The organism is Bacillus sp. 05T21, from assembly GCF_056396785.1.
Genome location: NZ_JBFTMD010000011.1, coordinates 1 through 19,169 on the forward strand (window position 1 = coordinate 1; position 19,169 = coordinate 19,169).

Sequence of the window (19,169 nt, forward strand, 5' to 3'; positions counted from 1 at the left end):
CATTCGCTCGACTTGCATGTATTAGGCACGCCGCCAGCGTTCATCCTGAGCCAGGATCAAACTCTCCAATAAAGTTAGTTTGTCTAGCATCTAAAAATAAAAATTGACGTTCACGTTGTTTGTTTCGTTCAGTTTTCAAAGAACTACTTCGTCGCTCAATTGCGACTTTCTCATGTTAACATCTTCGTATTCCGATGTCAACTAAGTTTTTCAAATTTCTTTTTTTGTCGTTCACTGCGTTTCCGCATCAGCGACGTTTATTAATATATCATGCAGTATATGTAGGGTCAATACTTTTTATAAAAAAATTTCACGTCCCGTTAAAAGCTTAAAAAATCATATCTCCTTATCATTTTACTAAGTTTACACACGAGTGAAAATTCTAAATTTTATGTTATATTATTATTATAGGAGCGTGGTGAGAATGAGCATTAAATATTCGAACAAAATCAATAAAATTCGGACCTTTGCATTAAGTTTAGTATTTATCGGCCTCTTCATTGCATACTTAGGTGTCTTTTTCCGTGACAACATTATTATTATGACAACATTTATGATGGTTGGCTTTTTAGCTGTTATCGCTAGTACTGTCGTTTACTTTTGGATTGGTATGTTATCTACTAAGACTGTACAAATTATTTGTCCAAGCTGCGATAAGCCAACAAAAATGCTTGGTCGTGTCGACGCATGCATGCATTGCAACCAACCTTTAACACTGGATCCGAGTTTAGAAGGAAAAGAATTTAATGAGAAGTACAATAAAAAAAGCTATAAAGGATAACACGTACTTTCACTTTAGTATTTTTTCATCCCTATATAATAAAGAAAGAGGGTGACTTAATCGTCACCCTCTTTCTTTATTATATATTACGCCTTATGACACTCTGGACAAACGCCATAAATTTCTAAGCGATGACTATTAATAATGAATCCTGTCGTTTTCGCAGCTTCCTCTTCAAGCTGTTCCAAACCTCCATAAGGAAAATCAACAATCTTACCACATTTTTCGCAAATCACATGATAATGTTGACTTGTAACATAATCAAATCTACTTGAAGCGTCCCCATAAGTTAATTCCTTTACAAGTCCAACTTCTTTAAACACACGTAAGTTATTATAGACAGTTGCAACACTCATATTTGGAAACTTACCTTCTAATGCTTTATAAATGTCATCCGCTGTTGGGTGCGTCATAGATTCCACAAGGTACTCTAAAATAGCATGACGCTGTGGAGTAATGCGTACACCCGTATTTTTCAGCATTTCTAGCGCTTCTTTTAATTCTTCTTTGACCACCGTCATGCACCCCGATTCTATACGGATTATTATTTTATAATTCTTATAAAGAGTGTACTCCTTTTCTTATAAATCGTCAATATTTCTACTATAAGTATGTGGTTTATTTTTGTATATAGCCTTATTCTTATGTAACTTCCCGTATTTCCTATACATTTACATAGAAAAAAGTGCGACATAATCGCACTTGGAATACTATCATCTGAGGAGGTATGCCCTACACTTTCACTTTATGTATCGCAAGAAAATATGTATAGACGCATGCCTTACATATGTATTTTTTTCCACATTAATATAGATTTATTTTATATAAGAAAGAACGTCCTCAATATGTCCTTTCACTTTCACTTTACGCCATTCTTTTACAAGTTCACCATCTTTATTGATAAGGAATGTAGAACGCTCGATTCCCATGTACTCTTTTCCAAAGTTCTTTTTCAACTTCCAAACATCGTACAATTCTGCTACTTTATGATCTTCATCTACTAAAAGTACAAATGGAAGCTCATGCTTCTCGATGAATTTCATATGTCTGTTCACCGAATCAGGACTTACGCCAAGGATGACCGTGTCCTTCTCTTGGAATAATCCATATGCATCACGAAAATCACATGCTTCGGTTGTACACCCTGGAGTCATATCTTTCGGGTAAAAATATAAAACTACATTTTTACCTCGGAAGTCAGCTAAGCGAATTTGTTCTCCGGTACTTCCCTCTAATGTGAATTCCGGTGCTATTTCTCCTACTGTGATCATTGTTATCACTCCTTTTCTTTTCTATTACTATAACAAATGCTACCTTATTTTTCATTGTCCATTACAGTCCTTACCACAAAAGCAAACGGTAATGTATATCCAATTAATGCTTCTCCAATTGCAATCCATCTTCCGATTCCAATCGGAGCTATATCACCATATCCAACGGACAATAAAGTAACCGCGCTAAAATATAAACATATTTCAACGAGTTGAAAGGAATGAGCACTTAGCCTATCCCCATCTTCTTTTAAAACCGCAAAACCCATTTCCTCTAGCACAACATAACTTAATCCAAACGCAATCAGTACCGTTGTATAAATTAAAAACAACGTAGCTAAATTGTACAGCGAAAAGAAACGATTGGAATTTGAATATGAACTCCATAATAATTGGACACTTCTCAAAATAGCGATTGCCGCAATTAATAGAATAAATCCCCATAACATGTCCTCCACCTCATTTTATATGTATGAGGACTATAGCGGATTTATCCCTTAGAAACGAACAAGCTTCTATAATTAATTTCCCGCACCACGATATCGTTTAACCCCTTGATTCCAGAGGGTAATTGCAATAGTAAAACAGATAACACCAACAATTGGTGTTGCGAAAGCATAGCTATTCCACTCTGTTTTTCTTAAAAAGTATGCTGCTGGATATACCCCAACAAATGCAAACGGTAAAACAAACGTTAAAACAAAGCCAATAACACGGTTATAAATATCAACAGGGTAGCGTCCATAATTCCCTATGTTATACATAAGCGGCATAATGGAACTTTTCGCATCCGACCAAAAGCCAAGACTTGCAAGCGTAACAAATATCCCGCCGTACACAAGTGCCCCCCCCCCTACCATAAGTAGGAATAAGAAGAAATCATACCAGTAAAAAGATAATTGCAGCTCCATTGCTGCATAACCCATCACAATAATCCCCGTAATAGCTCCAATTAAAGATTCAAGTTCCATTCTTTCTAATATAATTTGAAATAAACTATGAATCGGTCTCGTTAATATACGATCCATTTCTCCTTTAATAATGTAACGATCATTAAAATCCCATATATTAAAGAAAGCTGAAAAAATGGCAAACGGTACTAAAAAGAAACCATAAATAAAGATTACTTCTTCTCGGCTCCACCCTTTTAGTGCTTGGGTATGCCCAAACACAACGAGAATGAAGATTAAATTAACAGCTTGTAGTGATAAATCTGAAAGTAATCCGACGATAAAATCGCCACGATACTCCAATTTTGTTTTTATATATTGACTTGCATATTGCAAAAATAATTTTATATATATCATCTCGTCATCCCCCTTGTACGATTAGACGTTTTCTCGCCGTTTTCCACATCAGTACAATTGGAATAATAAGTATAATTGCCCAAATCACTTGAAATAATAAAGCTTCATATAACTTACTTCCTTGTATACCTTCAGAGAAAATCATACTTGGAATATAACTAATTGCTTGAAACGGTAAAAACACCATTGCTTTTTGGGCCCATAACGGATAAAAACTAATCGGTAATAATAAACCAGAAAATAAATCGATAACAACACGTTTCGCATACATAATTCCACTATTATTAAATAAGAAGAATGTAAGCATTCCTGTCATTAAATTTATTTGTGTATTAATGATAAAACTAAATATTAAAGATAGGAAGAAATATAACCACGTTTGAAAATTCGTTGTAATTTGTAATGAAAATAATAACGTAACAATAACCATGCCCGGAATCGAAAAGAAAGCAAAACGAAATATCCCTTCTCCAAGCCCTTGCATAACTTTCATACCTAAATAGTTGTACGGACGAATTAGCTCTACCGCCACACGCCCTTCTTGAATTTCCATCGCAATTTCTCTATCTATATTATTGAAATAAAAAGCGCGTGCCATCCATGCGATCGCAATATACGTAGTCATTTGTGAAATAGATAAACTTTCAATATTCTCTTTCCCGCTATAAATTGCTTGCCATAAAAAATAATACGCACCAATGTTAATCGTATAAATTAAAATCCCGCTGTAATAATTTGTACGATAAGCAAGCATCATTAAAAAGCGAATCCGAATCATTTCAATATACTTACCCATGCATAATACCTTCTTCATAAATGTTACGAATAATTTCCTCTGTAGACACTTCGTTAATTTTCAAATCTTTAATTTGAAAGGCTTGTACTACTTTAGAAATCAACATAGAGATGATAACTTCTTCATTCGGTATTTTTGCAACCCATGCGTTTTCTTCTTTCGCTTTTAACCAAACAACATGACTATCTGGCATAACCATTGATAACTCCTGGTATGAAACCGGGGCAACAAACTGAAAATGTATTTCCTTCTCTACTCCCCACTGCGTACGAAGATTATCTAAAGATCCGTCATACATAATATTCCCTTCATCAAGCATGATGACACGTTCACATAAAGCTTCAATATCAGTAATATCATGTGTCGTTAATAAGATTGTTGTTTTATAACGTTCATTCATCTCTTTTAAGAATTCTCGTATTTTCAATTTCACAAGAACATCTAGTCCAATTGTTGGCTCATCTAAAAATAATAACGGCGGATTATGAATTAACGCTGCTGCCAATTCACAACGCATTCTTTGACCAAGAGATAATTTCCGTACCGGTTTATCTAACAAAGGACCAATATCTAACGTTTCAATAACATGTTCCATATGTTCCTTATACTGAGCGTCTGATACACCGTACACTTTCTTCAATAAACGAAATGATTCTTGTACAGCAATATCCCACCAAAGCTGGGAACGCTGACCAAACACAACGCCGATTGTTCTTACAAATTCTTCTCTCTGTTTGTGTGGATTCATTCCATTCACTGTAATTTGTCCTGATGTCGGAGTCAAAATCCCTGTAAGCATTTTAATCGTCGTTGATTTACCAGCACCATTCTCACCAATATAACCAACCATTTCACCTTGCTTTACAGTAAAAGAAACATCATTTACTGCTGGTACTATTTTATAATTACGATTTAATAAATCGCGAAATGCACCCTTTAATCCCGGACGACTTGAATAAGCTGTAAATTCTTTACGTAACCCTTGTACCTCAATTACCGATTTCATAATCGGACCCCCTTCCTAAATGTCACAACGAATAGTTTACCCAACTGCTCCTTCTATCACAAACAATACGTCTTTTCAAAAAACATGTTAGAATAATACATAGATTTTTGTAAGGAGATGAATTGTAGTGAATTTCACAAAATCAGAAGCGTTACATAAAGAAGCTTTAGAACATATCGTTGGTGGTGTTAATAGTCCTTCCCGTTCTTTTAAAGCAGTTGGAGGCGGTTCTCCTGTTGCAATGGAACGCGGAAAAGGTGCTTATTTCTGGGATGTAGATGGAAATAAATATATCGATTATTTAGCAGCGTATGGCCCTATTATTACTGGACATGCTCACCCACACGTGACAGAAGCAATTAAAACAGCGGCTGAAAACGGCGTACTATTCGGTACTCCAACAGCATTAGAAGTAAAATTCGCAAAAATGTTAAAAGAAGCAATGCCCGCTTTAGATAAAGTCCGCTTCGTGAACTCTGGTACAGAATCCGTTATGACAACCATTCGTGTTGCTCGTGCTTACACTGGCCGCACAAAAATTATGAAATTCGCTGGTTGTTACCACGGTCATTCCGATTTAGTACTTGTAGCAGCTGGCTCTGGTCCTTCTACTCTTGGAATTCCCGATTCAGCTGGTGTGCCACAAAGTATCGCTCAAGAAGTTATTACTGTTCCATTTAATAATGTAGAAACTTTAAAAGAAGCGTTAGATAAATGGGGACACGAAGTAGCAGCTATCCTTGTAGAGCCAATCGTTGGAAACTTCGGTATTGTTGAGCCAAAACCTGGCTTCCTTGAAAAAGTTAATGAACTCGTTCACGAAGCTGGTGCACTAGTAATTTATGATGAAGTTATTACTGCTTTCCGCTTTATGTATGGCGGCGCTCAAGACTTACTTGGCGTAACCCCAGATTTAACAGCACTTGGTAAAGTTATCGGCGGTGGACTTCCAATTGGTGCTTACGGTGGTAAGAAAGAAATTATGGAACAAGTTGCACCGCTCGGCCCTGCATACCAAGCTGGTACAATGGCTGGGAACCCTGCTTCTATGGCATCAGGGATTGCCTGTCTAGAAGTACTTCAACAAGAAGGCGTATACGAGAAATTAGATGCACTTGGCGCAATGCTTGAAAAAGGAATTTTAGATCAAGCTACAAAACATAACATCGATATTACAGTAAACCGTCTAAAGGGTGCATTAACTGTATACTTCACGACAAATACAATTGAAGATTACGATGCWGCCAAAAATACAGATGGTGAAATGTTCGGTAGATTCTTCAAGCTGATGCTTCAAGAAGGTATTAATTTAGCACCTTCTAAATATGAAGCATGGTTCTTAACGACAGAACATACAAAAGAAGATATTGAATATACAATTGAAGCTGTTGGCAGAGCATTTTCTACCCTAGCGAACAATAAATAATCTCTTCATTACAAAAGGAAAAAAGAAAGCCCATCTTTCTTTTTTCCTTTTTTCTATTTCATAAATCCCTCATTAATAGTATAATTATTCATAATTATCTGTTTTATATCCTTTTATATCTTTACTATCCATGTATACAAGGCAGTTCACGCCTTAAATAGTAAGATTATTCAAAAATCATTTTCCAGAGGGGGGATTGACGGATGCTCAATAAAAAAAATAAATGGACACCGTCTTTATTTCGGAATTATAAAAATGCAGAACATGATGCGTGTGGAATCGTTTCCGTTATGGAAAAACGAAGAATTCCTACAAAAGAAAACATCGATCTTTGTATACAATCTCTAGTCAAAATGAATCATAGAGCTGGTTTCATTAATGGCGAAGGAGATGGTATCGGAATTCATATCGACATGCCAAAAGCACTTTGGAATGAAAAACTGAAAAGTAGCGGATATAATCCAACGATTGTGGATCATCCCCACTTTATCGTTGGACATTTTTTTCTAAACAAAAAAGAAAACATTGCCGAGTTAAAAGATTACATTCGTACGCAACTAAACAATGAAAGCTTTACAATTGTTCTCGAAAATGATGATGTAATAAACTCAGATGCACTCGGTCCTCTTGGTAAACAAGAAGAACCTTTATTTTGGCAAATTGCCCTTATCGCCGAAAGTGAAGTTAAAAACATTGAACAAACATTATTTTCTGTAACAATAAAAATCGAAGAAAATGAAGCAATTCATGTTGCCTCATTAAGTCATGAACATGTTGTATATAAAGTTCTCGGTGCTGGCGATACACTCGTTGCTTATTACAATGATTTACAACACCCACTTATCGCTTCAACTATGACACTAGGACATAATCGCTATTCTACTAATACGTTATCTAATTTTTTTCGTGTACAACCATTTAGCATTCTCGGACATAATGGCGAAATTAACACGATTGCAAAATTACGCGATCAAGCTGAAATGATTAATGTACCACTTACTGCCGGGGGCAGTGATTCCCAAGATTTAAACCGCACCTTAGAAACCCTTCTCGTTCAGTATAACTACAGTTTATTTGAAGCAATGGATATATTATTTCCACCAATTATTAATGAAATAAAGCTTTACGAAACAAACTTACAAAACTTATACACTTATATACGTGAGGCTTGGGGGCATTTCGCACAAGGTCCAGCTGGTATTATTTCACGTTATAAAGATGAAGCTGTTTTCAGTGTCGATTCCCTTGGATTACGCCCAGTTTGGAAAGTAGAGACAGAGAGCTCCTATATTTTCTCTTCTGAACCTGGAGTTGTATCACCAACTGAATATGTAGCAGAGCCGAAACCACTCGCTCCTGGAGAAAAAGTTGGATTAAAATGGAATCAACAAGATGAGCTCGTTCTCTATGAATACGACAATTATCAAATTGAAGTATATAACCGTTTTAAGAAACGAATCGATGTTACCAATTATCATGTAAACTTATCTATCCCTGAAACGAAAGAAACTGAGGGATTATGTGATTCGGTTCAAGTTGAAACGAACCAATACGTCGCTTTCGGCTGGGATCGAGAACATATTCAGCTCCTTGAACAAATGGCGACAAAAGGCGTCGAACCAATTCGTTCACTTGGGCATGACTCACCACTTGCCGCACTTGATACAGATAGACGAAATATTGCTGATTTCATTAAGGAAAGTGTAGCCGTTGTTACAAATCCAGCAATCGATCGCGATCGAGAAGTTGAACACTTCTCCACACGTACTGTACTCGGAGAGCGTCCGGGTTTATTAGATAACTCTAAACAACCATTTGTAATCGAGATGCTTTCACCCATTATTTTAGAAGGGAATTTAGCTCAATCTATCGCGGCAGACTTACACACGATTACGTACGAACAACTTATACAGCTATTCATTACTCATAGCTCTGTCTCTACAATTTCTGTTACATTTAGTCCATCAGAAACTCTACAAATCGCATTAAATCGAATTAGTTCCGAAGCGATAGCAGCCGTTAAAAATGGTGCTTCCCTACTATTATTAGATGATGCTAAATCTCATCAAAATGAACTGTTATGGATTGACCCACATTTAGTTACTGCCAAAGTACATCAAGCATTAACTAAAAATAAATTACGCCGGAAATGCTCTCTCGTTATACGTTCCGGTGCCCTTCGCTCCTTACACGATATCGTCACGCTATACGGATTAGGGGCAGATGGTATTAATCCATATTTATTGTTCGCAACGGTAAATGATGAAACAAAAATACCAATTACTAATTTGTATACCGCACTTAATAAAGGACTAGAGAAAGTAATTTCAACGATTGGAATTCATGAATTACGCGGTTACGGTCGCCTCTTCTCCTCTATTGGATTACATGAGGAAATCGCAAATATATTACAAATTACAAACTTCTGCGGTTCAAATAATTTAGCTTTTTCACTTGAATCACTTGCTGAAGATGCAAAAATTCGAGCTGAGGATTTTAACAATCCAAAAGTTAGAATGCGAAAATCATTTCATATATTCCCGCGGATTTGGAAAGCAATTGGTGATGTTGCAAAAGGAAACTCTTATGATGATTACCGCGACAAGTTAAGTGAATTAGAAGAAAACACTCCCATCGCAATCAGGCACCTTGTTCAAACAAAACAAGCACAGCATGTAGTTCCGACTGAAGAAGTGTCCATCGGCATTCACAATCATGATTTACCATTTATTATTAGTTCTATGTCATTTGGTTCTCAAAATGAAATTGCCTTTCGCGCGTATGCAGAAGCTGCCGATCAGCTAAATATGATTAGTTTGAACGGTGAAGGCGGCGAAATTAAAGATATGATTGGTAAGTACCCACATACACGCGGACAACAAGTTGCATCTGGCCGATTTGGAGTAAACGCTGAACTACTAAATTCATCAAATTTAATTGAAATTAAAATAGGTCAAGGAGCGAAGCCTGGTGAAGGTGGACATTTGCCTGGTTCAAAAGTGACTGCCAAAATTGCGGAAGCACGTAATGCTACAATTGGTTCGGATTTAATTTCACCTTCTAACAACCATGATATTTATTCAATTGAAGACTTGGCTCAAATGATTACAGAAATTAAAACGGCTAATCATCTTGCAAAAGTAGCTGTAAAAGTTCCTGTCGTTCCTAACATCGGAACAATTGCTGTCGGTATCGCAAAAGCTGGCGCTGACTTTATTAACATTAGTGGATTTGATGGCGGAACAGGCGCTGCGCGTATTCACGCATTGCAACATGTAGGTCTTCCTGTAGAAATCGGTGTTAAAGCTGCACATAACGCTCTATTAGAAGCACATATGAGACATAAAGTAGAAATTTGGGCAGATGGCGGTATTCGAAGTGTCAATGACGCCTTAAAAATCATGCTTCTTGGAGCAAATCGGATCGGATTTGGCACATTATCAATGATTGCAATTGGCTGTACAACTTGCCGTGGTTGTCATCTCGATACGTGCCACGTCGGAATTGCAACACAAATTGAATCTGAAGCTCAAGCGAAAGAACATGGACTGCGCCGTTTCGTTCCACGTGAATTAGAAAGCGCAGTTACAGGGCTATTAAGCCTATTCACTACTTTCGGTACAGAATTGAAACGTTTAACAGGGCAGCTTGGTTACACAAACTTACAAGATATTATCGGACGATCGGATTTATTAGAACAAACTCGAGGCAAGGACTTATTAGACTTACGTAATTTAATACAAACGATAGAAGATTTATCTGTGAAAATAACGGCATCTGTACAAGAAAAACAATTTGAAACAACAAATTCTCTCCAGTCAAAAGAATTAGTAAGCGTCGGCGTAGAGCAACGCGTAATGGGCGGTCTAGAATCCTGTTATCGTATTCGTAGCAAATTATATGAAAACACTCATCTTGAACCACTTACATTAAAGTATACAAACGGATCTGTTCCCGGAAACGGATTAGGCGCGTACAATAGCGAGAACTTATTTATACACGTAAATGGTGGCGCGCAAGATGGAATTGGAAAAACTTCATTTGGCGGTGGCATTTATATAACGAAAGCAAAAGGAACAGATGGAACATATTATAACGGTTCTGTCGGGAAAGGATTTGGATACGGTGCTCAAAAAGGTGCATTATACGTGCAAGGTAACGCCGATGCTCGTGCTGGCATTCGCCTTTCTGGAGCAGATATGATAATTGGAGGCAGAATTACAAAACCACTCCGCGAAAAAGAACAAGGAAATATCGGAGTATATTCTAATATAAAAGGATTTGCTTTTGAATATATGACAAATGGTCGCGCTCTTGTTTTAGGAGATCCTGGTCCATGGATTTGTGCCGGCATGACTGGTGGTGTTGTTTATTTACATCATGATCCAAACTTAGGTTTAACAGAACACGCTTTAAAAAGAAGAATTGCTAAAGGTGCAAATGTAACATTACAGCCAATTAGTAAAAATGGTTTGCAAGATGTGAATGAATTATTATTAGACTACATTCGTGTATTAAATGAGCACGAACAATATGAAGAAGTCGCTTTGTTAACACCATTATTAGATGATATCCAGCTTCACTTCTATGAAATTATCCCGAAAAAAGAACAGGCGGATCCATCTATTTCAACTGAATGACATGTACAATATTTATTTTCATAAAAAAATTGACGAAGCGAGCATCGCATAGTAATCTAGAATAACAATTTGAAACCTGCTGAAATTCAGCAGGTTTTTTTATTAAAGAATAGATGTTTAAAGAGAATTTGGAGAAATTATAAATTGATTGTAATTTATTTATTAAACTTTTTAACGTCACTAAAATATCACTTGCTAACATATTGTAATGAATGTATAGTATCATGTTGTACATTCATTATGACAAGAGAAAGGATATCAATAAGGGTATGAAACTTGGTGCTCGCATTTTAAAAACGGGTATTGCCATTACATTAGCTTTATTTGCTTGTATTTTACTTCAATTACCGAGTCCTGTATTTGCGGGAATCTCAGCTATCTTTGCTGTTCAACCGTCTGTATACCGCTCGTATTTAACTGCTCTTGAGCAAATTCAAGCAAACGTAATTGGTGCTGTATTCGCTATCGTATTTGCTACTGCTTTTGGACATAATCCTTTTATTATTGGATTAACGTGTATATTAGTAATTGCTCTTACTTTGCAATTACGCTTAGAAAAAACAATATCACTCGCTTTAGTAACAGTTATCGCCATTATGGAGTATCAAGGCGAAGATTTCTTTAATTTTGCCTTACTTCGATTCGCGACGATTATGATTGGAATTATTGCGGCTTCTCTTGTAAATTTAGTATTTATGCCGCCAAAATATGAAACAAAACTTTACCATCGCATCGTTGATAATACAGAGGAAATTGTTAAATGGATTCGTATGAACAGTAGGCAAGCTTCTGATTTTACAACGCTAAAAACCGATATTGATCGCATGAAAGAAAAAATGATTAAACTAAATCATTACTATTTGCTGTATAAAGAAGAAAGAAGCTATACGAAAAAAATACAGTTCGCGAAAATTCGTAAGCTCGTTTTATTCAGACAAATGTTAGCGACAACAAGCCGCGCTTTAAGCACGTTAAAATCATTACATCGCACCGAAAATGAACTGCGCTATATGCCAGAAGAGTTTCAGGAATCTATTCAAAACGAACTTGATTCATTGACGCATTATCACGAACAAGTGTTATTAAAATTTATTGGTAAAGCAAAGAAACAACAATCCGTTGAGATGCTTGATGAAGTTGAAACAGGTAAACAAGAATTGATTGATATCTTTATGGATTATCAAAATAAGGACGATGAGGAAGCATATAAAATATGGTTACACCTCTTCCCTCTTATTTCTTCAATTATTAACTACAGTGAGGAAGTAGAGCATTTAGATTTACTTGTGGATAGCTTCTACACATACCATAAACCAGAAAGCGAACTCCAAATCGAAGATAAAAAAGAAGACGAATAAAAAACAGCTCCTTTTACGCTAAAGGAGCTGTTTCTGTTATATGCTGAAGTTGATATAGATTGTAATAAAATCCCCTCTTTTTCATTAACTCTTCATGAGAACCCTTTTCTTTTATTTCACCATCTTCAACATAAATAATTGTATCAACATGCGTAATCGTCGCTAATCGATGTGCAATAATAATTGTTGTCCGATCTGCAGCTAACGTTTGCAGTGCCTCTTGAATATATCGTTCATTTTCTAAATCTAAAGCGGAAGTTGCTTCATCTAATATAAGTAAAGACGGATTCTTTAGAAAAACCCGTGCGATTGCTACACGCTGTCTTTGTCCACCAGATAATTTCACACCACGTTCCCCAACGACAGTATCATAGCCCTCTGGCAACTCTGTAATAAAATTATGAATTTGTGCAGCTTTGGCAGCTGAAATCACTTCCGCCTCTGTAGCTTTCGGATTGCCATATAAAATATTAGCCCCGATTGTATCGCTAAATAATAAATTATCTTGTAGCACAATTCCAATATGACTACGTAAATTTCTCATATTATACTTTCTTACATCTATCCCGTCTATATAAACTGCACCTTCAGAAACATCGTAAAAACGCGGAATTAAACTAGCAAGAGATGACTTTCCTCCTCCACTTGCCCCTACAAGCGCAACCTTCTCTCCCGGGCGCATAGTTAATGACAGATTATGCAATATTTCTTTTTCATCCGCATTATAACGAAAAGAAACATTATCAAATATAACTTCCCCATCTAGCCTTTTCGTTTGCACCGCATTTGGCACATTAACAATATCGTATTTTTCATCCAACAATTCAAACACTCGATCCATCGAGGCGAAGGACTGTGTTAATGTTGTAGATGAATTAACAAGGCGACGAAGCGGACTATATAAACTATCCATATATCCAACAAAAGCAACCATCGTACCCAGTGTTAACGACCCTTGAATTACCTCATATGCCGCAAAACCAATAACAAGTAACGGCCCTAAATCCGTTAACGTATTCACTACCGAAAACGTTCTCGCCGTCCAACTCGTATGAGTTAGTGCTTTCGTTAAAAATTCATTATTTCTCTTTTCAAACTGTCCTCTTTCATACTCTTCTAATGCAAAACTACGTGTCACTTGCATCCCTTGAATACGTTCATGTAAATACCCTTGCATAGTTGCTAACGCTTGCGAGCGCTCTTTCGTCAATTTTCGAAGGCGCCCGAAAAAATATTTCACTGCAACTACATAAATAGGTAAGATTAATAAAGCAACAAAGGTTAATTTTATATTCATAGAAAACATAACGATAATGGCAATAACAATTGTTGCAGTATCTAACCAGACATTCATAAGACCAGTAATTACAAAGTCCTTCGTTTGTTCTACATCATGGATTACACGTGAAATAAGCTCCCCTGTTTTTGTGTTCGAATAATAACGTAAGCTCAATTTTTGCAAGTGCCCAAAAATGTATTTTCGTAAATCATATAGTATTGTATTGGCAATGCGCTGTGCGAAATATTGACGATAATATTCTATCGGCGGTCTTACTACTGCAAAAATAAAAAAAGCAATCCCAATTGCGGTTATTAATTGAGACGTTTTTTCTTGAAGCGATCCCGTGCCTTGAATAACATCATCAATAATATACTTTAATAACCATGGCATAATAAGCGGGATACCGAACTTCACAAGACCAATAATAATTGTAATAGCAATAAGCCATCGATATGGTTTAACAAATTGTAAATATCTTTTTATACCTTGCACATAATCCCCCCTCTAATAGGACAAACCTGCCGGGAAATTCCCTGCAGGTTTGTTTTAATTTCTGTACATTAAATATCTTTCGTACCACATATCTACGAAATCCGGTGCGAATGGACCTTTCCTTTGATGAATCCACTGTGTTAAATGCGCTACATTTCGTTTTAAAATTGTATCAATAACAGGTGGATACTGCATGATTTGACTATGCTTCTCATACTCATCTTCATCTAAAAGTGTATATGTCATATCTGGATACACTTTAATGTCTAAGTCGTAATCAATATACTTTAATGCTTCAGAGTCATATGCAAAAGGAGAACTTAAATTACAATAATAATATACTCCTTCTTCTCTCAGCATTCCAATTACATTAAACCAATAATTAGCATGGAAGTAACAAATCGCAGGTTCGCGAGTAACCCATGTTCGGCCATCTGATTCCGTAACTACTGTACGATCATTCGCTCCGATCACAAGACTCTGCGTCCCTTTTAAAATCGTTGTCTCTTCCCACATTCTATGAATGGCGCCATTATGTTTATAACTATGTATTTGTACCTTTTCTCCTTCTTTGGGAAATCCCATATATGCTCCCTTCTTTCAACTGCAAATGCCATTCTTAAGTTGTCTTAACTACCCCTTGAACTGCATTCACTTTTTTTCTATTATAACTTTTTTGTCAAAATTTTAAAACTAAAGCGATGGGACACTTGTTTTCATGAGGAATATAATGAAGTTTGTATTATTGAATACCACATCACTAACCCTTTTAACTAAGGAACATTTCCTATGAATTAGCAATACGTATTTTAGAAGATTAAACGAAGATATAACAAAAAGAAAAGTCCCCCTCATCTCTGTTTAAGAAAGGACTTTTCCCTAAAATCAACAACATATCTCACCCTTAATTTCAAATTATTTTTTCGGTTTCAAAAGATTGAATCACATTATTCGTTTGCCGTTCAAATTTTTCATGTAAAAGTTTTAATGCTATTTCTGTTCTGTATATTTCTTGACGGATAAAATGCAATTCTTTTTTATCGCACGTATCCCTTCCACTCATTTCAATTTGCTGATACTTCTCTAAATGTGATTGTAACTTTAAAAGCTCATCCATCGTTTCCAACTGCTCTCCTACCAACTTATCAAAATCGCTCATCACTTACCCCCTTTTTGATTCATTCGCCATTTATAATTCCTATTACATATTTCTAATCGTGAACTTCTTTCTCCTTTGACTACATTTGTTGACTTATTAGAAGTTATGTCGTTCCCTTTATTTTCATTACAGTGACACGCACACAAAGAAAACACTTCTCTCGAATTGGAGAAGTGTTTTTCTTTCATTACTCGTTTGAACTAGAAGATTGTGATTGTTTTGCAGCTGATTGTGCATTTTGTTTTTTCACTGCATGCACATCTGTTTCAGTTGCAAACTCTGTACCATAACTAGCATTTGCACTTTGAGCACCAGAAGCTTGTGCTTTCTGTGCCTCTGATTGTGCGTTTGCTTGTTTTACTGCTTGTACATTCGTTTCAGTTGCAAACTCTGTACCATAGCTAGCATTTGTACTTTGAATGCTAGCACCAGAAGTTGCCTTATTATAACCTTGTTGTTTTTTACTCATCTTTCTCACCTCCACAATCAATAATGTAACCAATTCATTTAGAAGTTATCCTTAATTTTCTTTTAAAAAATTCACGCATATATCTCTTATCACTCATTCAAACTACATATGATGGAGGTGGGAATATGTATACTGGACGTGATATGACTGAGCTAACTATGATTTCCAAAAATGAATGGAAAGCGGATGAATTAGCTTATTTTCATCATTCATTTCAGCAAATTATGCCTTATCTAAATGTAGAGGGCCAAACGATTTATAAAGAAGTTGTGAAAGAAATCGAGTCACGGGGCGGATTATAAACGCGTGGATTTTCAATCTCAAAATACAAATTTATTTTCAATATAAAAAACGTGTTCCAAAGTTCTGGAACACGTTTTTTATTATTTATCCCGCTATTTGCCGGGCAGTAAGACCCCACCTCAAAATGCAGCGAAAGCAAAGAAGGTAGGTTGGGGTCGGGCTACCCATAAAAGCCCGATTGGTGAAGGCTAATAATCAGTGGGGGATGAAGAAACCCCCCACTGATTAAAGTTTCACTTTACTGCATTGTAATTTTCTCAACACACTTTTCGTAAATTGTACGATGTGATTTCGAGAAAGGTAACTGTTCAAACGCTTCTTTCGACACAAACTTTAATGTATCCGTTTCGACAATATTACCTGTTACTTTTCCGTAAAATATAAATATATCCCAAGTACGATGTGTAAAAGTATGTTGTACATTCATCGCGTATTCATCAATAGAAACAGAGAGATCAAAGCTCTCCTTCATATAATCCGTAAGCTGTTGTTTTTGATTACGAATACCTTCACTTAGTTCAATATTCGGGAACTCCCACATATTAGCCAGTAATCCCGTACTTGGGCGTTTATTAATTACGTAACGGCCATCTTCAGTTTGAAGTACTCCTGCAACGAGCGGTACCATTGTAGGTGCTTTCGCTTTACTCTTCACTGGTAGTTCTTTTTGAACACCTTCAGCATACCCTCTGCAATGTTCACGTACAGGACAAAGTAAACAAGATGGATTTTTCGGTATACAAATTAATGCCCCTAATTCCATCAAACCTTGGTTAAAATAAGATGGATTTTCTATAGAAATAATTTCACGCACAATCTCTTCAAAAACTTTTCTTGTTTTCGGTTTTRCAATATCATCCCACACTGATAAAATACGAGATAATACGCGCATAACATTTCCATCAACCGCTGGCTCTGGTATTCCATATGCAATGCTTAAAATGGCACCTTTTGTATATGGTCCCACTCCTTTTAATTTTTCAATTTTCTTTACATCGCTCGGTACTGTCCCGCCGTATACTTCTTTTACCTCTTTTACTGCAGCATGTAAATTTCGTGCTCTAGAATAATAACCTAAGCCTTCCCATGCTTTTAATACTTCTTCATCATCGGCAGTTGCTAGCGCTTCAAGCGTAGGAAACTTCCCCATAAAGTTTGCGTAATATGGTTTTACAGCCTCTACCCTTGTTTGCTGTAACATAATTTCTGAAACCCAAACACGGTATGGATCTTTATTTTTTCGCCACGGTAAATCACGTTGTTCTTTTTCAAACCAACCAATTAAATCATTTTGAAACTGTTCTATGTTAAACTCATTTAATATTTCAAGTGTCAAACTTGATCCCCCTCATTTTTTTGCATATACGTACTATTATAAAGATTTTAGGAAAAAATTTAAGTAAGATGACATAGGAAATAGAAGGCAAAGGACTTGAGGTATCGAATAAAAAGAGTTACATTAATAAAAAACGGAGGTGGATTTCTATGGACACAGCCACTCACCTTGTTATGGGCGTTACTCTAGGCAGTTTGGCAACATTAGATCCAGCTATAGCACAAAGTGATATTGGGCCACAAGCAGTAATGCTTGCAACAATTGCCGGTTCCAATATTCCTGACATCGATACAGTTTTAAAATTGCGTAATAACGCTAAATATATAAGAAATCATCGCGGGATTACTCATTCCATCCCTGCAGTGATCCTTTGGTCACTCCTTATAAGTGGCATCTCTTTCGCCTTCTTTTCAGACGCTCCCTATCTGCATCTGCTACTTTGGTCATTTATTGCCGTCTTTCTTCATGTCTTTGTGGATATTTTCAATGCCTATGGTACACAGGCATTAAGGCCCTTCACAAAAAAATGGGTAGCGCTCGGCATAATTAATACGTTTGATACTGTCATTTTCTTTATCCATATACTAGCTATCGCCTGTATGCTTGTCGGAGCACATAAAGGCTATACTGCTTTAGCAGCGTATATATTAATGTTTGTTTACTACATTGGCCGCATTATGATGCATCGAAATATCAAAAGTGTAGTATACAAACGTTTCAAAAATGTAGAGAAAGTAATTATTTCTCCTTCTTACAAGTTTTATCATTATCATTTAGCCGTCGTTACAACTGAACATTACTACGTCGCAAGATGGCACCGCGGTAACATCCTTGTATATGACAAATTCGATCGCGTACCGTTCCCGAATACCGCCATTATGCAAGCTGCTGTGCGAGATGAAAATATATCTGCTTTCTTATCTTTCTCGCCTGTATATCGCTGGGATATTTTCGATTATGATAACTATTATGAAGTTCGCTTTATTGATTTGCGGTATCGAAGTAAAGATTATTATCCATTCGTCGCAATCGTTCAGCTCGATCAAAATTTGAATATTATTAGTTCATATACAGGATGGATTTTCAGCGAAGAGAAACTTCGAAAGAAACTGGAATTGCTTCCACATTAAAAAAAGCGACCTACGTCGCTTTTTTTAATGTTTCAAATGATCTTCTTGATTGATTAAATGGCTATACTTCGGATTATTTGTACGCATTTCATGAAGGCGCCCTCCATGATTATTAACCCATGTTCGTACCACTTGTTCAGTCATTTCCTCACCTTGGTAACGACCTGATTTAGCATAAGTTGTTCGGAAGTCTTCCCACAGTAATTCAACCCATGCACGAGCTTGTGCGTAAGAAAGGTTGTCATTTTTATCTAATAATTCTTTCGTTAATGTTTCATAAATATCATTCATGTTCTATTCTCCTTTTACCTATTTATTCCCTTAATTTCTAAAGGATAGTTTCTTCTATTTTGCACATTCTATAAGTGATACTTCTTAAAGAGGTATCAACTGATAATGAGGGGGCGTTCTTA

Annotated in this window: 18 protein-coding genes and 1 rRNA gene; 6 read left to right on the forward strand and 13 right to left on the reverse strand. The window is 36.3% G+C overall.

Going from position 1 to position 19,169, the window contains the following annotated elements; translation table 11 throughout:
• A 16S ribosomal RNA gene (locus AC1DKZ_RS18880) occupies positions 1–72 on the reverse strand; the annotation flags it as partial.
• A gap of 352 nt (positions 73–424) precedes the next feature.
• Here AC1DKZ_RS18880 and AC1DKZ_RS18885 point away from each other — a divergent pair.
• The gene (locus AC1DKZ_RS18885; protein WP_002063699.1) at positions 425–781 is read left to right on the forward strand and encodes a YgzB family protein; all 357 of its coding nucleotides are present in this window, start codon (positions 425–427) and stop codon (positions 779–781) included.
• An 86-nt stretch (positions 782–867) separates the two neighbouring features.
• Here the strand turns inward: AC1DKZ_RS18885 and perR are convergent, their stop codons facing one another.
• The 6 genes from perR to AC1DKZ_RS18915 all read right to left on the reverse strand — a co-directional run bounded on the left by perR (position 868) and on the right by AC1DKZ_RS18915 (position 5,161).
• Positions 868–1,296 carry a peroxide-responsive transcriptional repressor PerR gene (gene perR / locus AC1DKZ_RS18890; RefSeq protein WP_165762387.1) on the reverse strand — a complete coding sequence of 143 codons (429 nt, stop codon included), beginning with the start codon at positions 1,294–1,296 and terminating at the stop codon, positions 868–870.
• Positions 1,297–1,596: 300 nt separating this feature from the next.
• Entirely contained in the window at positions 1,597–2,052 is a 456-nt protein-coding gene (bcp, locus tag AC1DKZ_RS18895; RefSeq protein ID WP_002010353.1) for a thioredoxin-dependent thiol peroxidase, read from the reverse strand.
• Between the two features lie 44 nt (positions 2,053–2,096).
• Complete coding sequence (locus AC1DKZ_RS18900) at positions 2,097–2,501, reverse strand: potassium channel family protein (protein WP_002091112.1); 405 nt, start codon at positions 2,499–2,501, stop codon at positions 2,097–2,099.
• Positions 2,502–2,573: 72 nt separating this feature from the next.
• Entirely contained in the window at positions 2,574–3,359 is a 786-nt protein-coding gene (locus AC1DKZ_RS18905) for an ABC transporter permease (RefSeq protein WP_002091114.1), read from the reverse strand.
• A 4-nt stretch (positions 3,360–3,363) separates the two neighbouring features.
• A complete protein-coding gene (locus tag AC1DKZ_RS18910; RefSeq protein ID WP_000521522.1) occupies positions 3,364–4,155 on the reverse strand; it encodes an ABC transporter permease in 792 nt (263 codons plus the stop codon).
• Entirely contained in the window at positions 4,148–5,161 is a 1,014-nt protein-coding gene (locus AC1DKZ_RS18915; protein ID WP_002010347.1) for an ABC transporter ATP-binding protein, read from the reverse strand. The genes AC1DKZ_RS18910 and AC1DKZ_RS18915 overlap by 8 nt, the downstream gene beginning before the upstream one ends.
• A 127-nt stretch (positions 5,162–5,288) precedes the next feature.
• Here AC1DKZ_RS18915 and hemL point away from each other — a divergent pair, with 127 nt between their 5' ends.
• The 3 genes from hemL to AC1DKZ_RS18930 all read left to right on the forward strand — a co-directional run bounded on the left by hemL (position 5,289) and on the right by AC1DKZ_RS18930 (position 12,585).
• On the forward strand, positions 5,289–6,587 hold the full coding sequence (gene hemL / locus AC1DKZ_RS18920; protein ID WP_476996842.1) for a glutamate-1-semialdehyde-2,1-aminomutase: 1,299 nt from the start codon (positions 5,289–5,291) through the stop codon (positions 6,585–6,587).
• 203 nt (positions 6,588–6,790) lie between these two features.
• Positions 6,791–11,227 carry a glutamate synthase-related protein gene (locus tag AC1DKZ_RS18925; RefSeq protein ID WP_476996843.1) on the forward strand — a complete coding sequence of 1,479 codons (4,437 nt, stop codon included), beginning with the start codon at positions 6,791–6,793 and terminating at the stop codon, positions 11,225–11,227.
• Between the two features lie 269 nt (positions 11,228–11,496).
• Complete coding sequence (locus tag AC1DKZ_RS18930; protein WP_002063696.1) at positions 11,497–12,585, forward strand: aromatic acid exporter family protein; 1,089 nt, start codon at positions 11,497–11,499, stop codon at positions 12,583–12,585.
• Positions 12,586–12,598: 13 nt separating this feature from the next.
• Here the strand turns inward: AC1DKZ_RS18930 and AC1DKZ_RS18935 are convergent, their stop codons facing one another.
• From AC1DKZ_RS18935 to AC1DKZ_RS18950, 4 genes are all read right to left on the reverse strand, one after another.
• On the reverse strand, positions 12,599–14,359 hold the full coding sequence (locus AC1DKZ_RS18935; protein ID WP_002091119.1) for an ABC transporter ATP-binding protein: 1,761 nt from the start codon (positions 14,357–14,359) through the stop codon (positions 12,599–12,601).
• 54 nt (positions 14,360–14,413) lie between these two features.
• Positions 14,414–14,944: a nucleoside tri-diphosphate phosphatase gene (gene ntdP / locus AC1DKZ_RS18940; protein ID WP_113937952.1), complete on the reverse strand. Its 531-nt coding sequence runs from the start codon at positions 14,942–14,944 to the stop codon at positions 14,414–14,416.
• A 325-nt stretch (positions 14,945–15,269) separates the two neighbouring features.
• A complete protein-coding gene (locus AC1DKZ_RS18945; RefSeq protein ID WP_476996844.1) occupies positions 15,270–15,518 on the reverse strand; it encodes a YgaB family protein in 249 nt (82 codons plus the stop codon).
• 187 nt (positions 15,519–15,705) lie between these two features.
• Positions 15,706–15,987 carry a gamma-type small acid-soluble spore protein gene (locus AC1DKZ_RS18950; RefSeq protein ID WP_002091122.1) on the reverse strand — a complete coding sequence of 94 codons (282 nt, stop codon included), beginning with the start codon at positions 15,985–15,987 and terminating at the stop codon, positions 15,706–15,708.
• A 125-nt stretch (positions 15,988–16,112) separates the two neighbouring features.
• On the opposite strand from AC1DKZ_RS18950, the gene AC1DKZ_RS18955 reads away from it, so the two are divergent.
• Positions 16,113–16,289 carry a hypothetical protein gene (locus AC1DKZ_RS18955; protein WP_181777951.1) on the forward strand — a complete coding sequence of 59 codons (177 nt, stop codon included), beginning with the start codon at positions 16,113–16,115 and terminating at the stop codon, positions 16,287–16,289.
• A gap of 239 nt (positions 16,290–16,528) precedes the next feature.
• Here AC1DKZ_RS18955 and mutY read toward each other — a convergent pair whose 3' ends face one another.
• The gene (gene mutY / locus AC1DKZ_RS18960; protein ID WP_476996845.1) at positions 16,529–17,626 is read right to left on the reverse strand and encodes an A/G-specific adenine glycosylase; all 1,098 of its coding nucleotides are present in this window, start codon (positions 17,624–17,626) and stop codon (positions 16,529–16,531) included.
• A 149-nt stretch (positions 17,627–17,775) separates the two neighbouring features.
• Between mutY and AC1DKZ_RS18965 the strand changes: the two genes are divergently transcribed.
• Positions 17,776–18,756, forward strand: a complete 981-nt coding sequence (locus AC1DKZ_RS18965; protein ID WP_002010329.1) for a metal-dependent hydrolase — start codon at positions 17,776–17,778, stop codon at positions 18,754–18,756.
• Between the two features lie 24 nt (positions 18,757–18,780).
• Here the strand turns inward: AC1DKZ_RS18965 and AC1DKZ_RS18970 are convergent, their stop codons facing one another.
• Positions 18,781–19,047, reverse strand: coding sequence for a YfhJ family protein (locus AC1DKZ_RS18970; protein ID WP_002010328.1), 267 nt, complete (start codon positions 19,045–19,047; stop codon positions 18,781–18,783).
• Between the last annotated feature and the right edge of the window lie 122 nt (positions 19,048–19,169).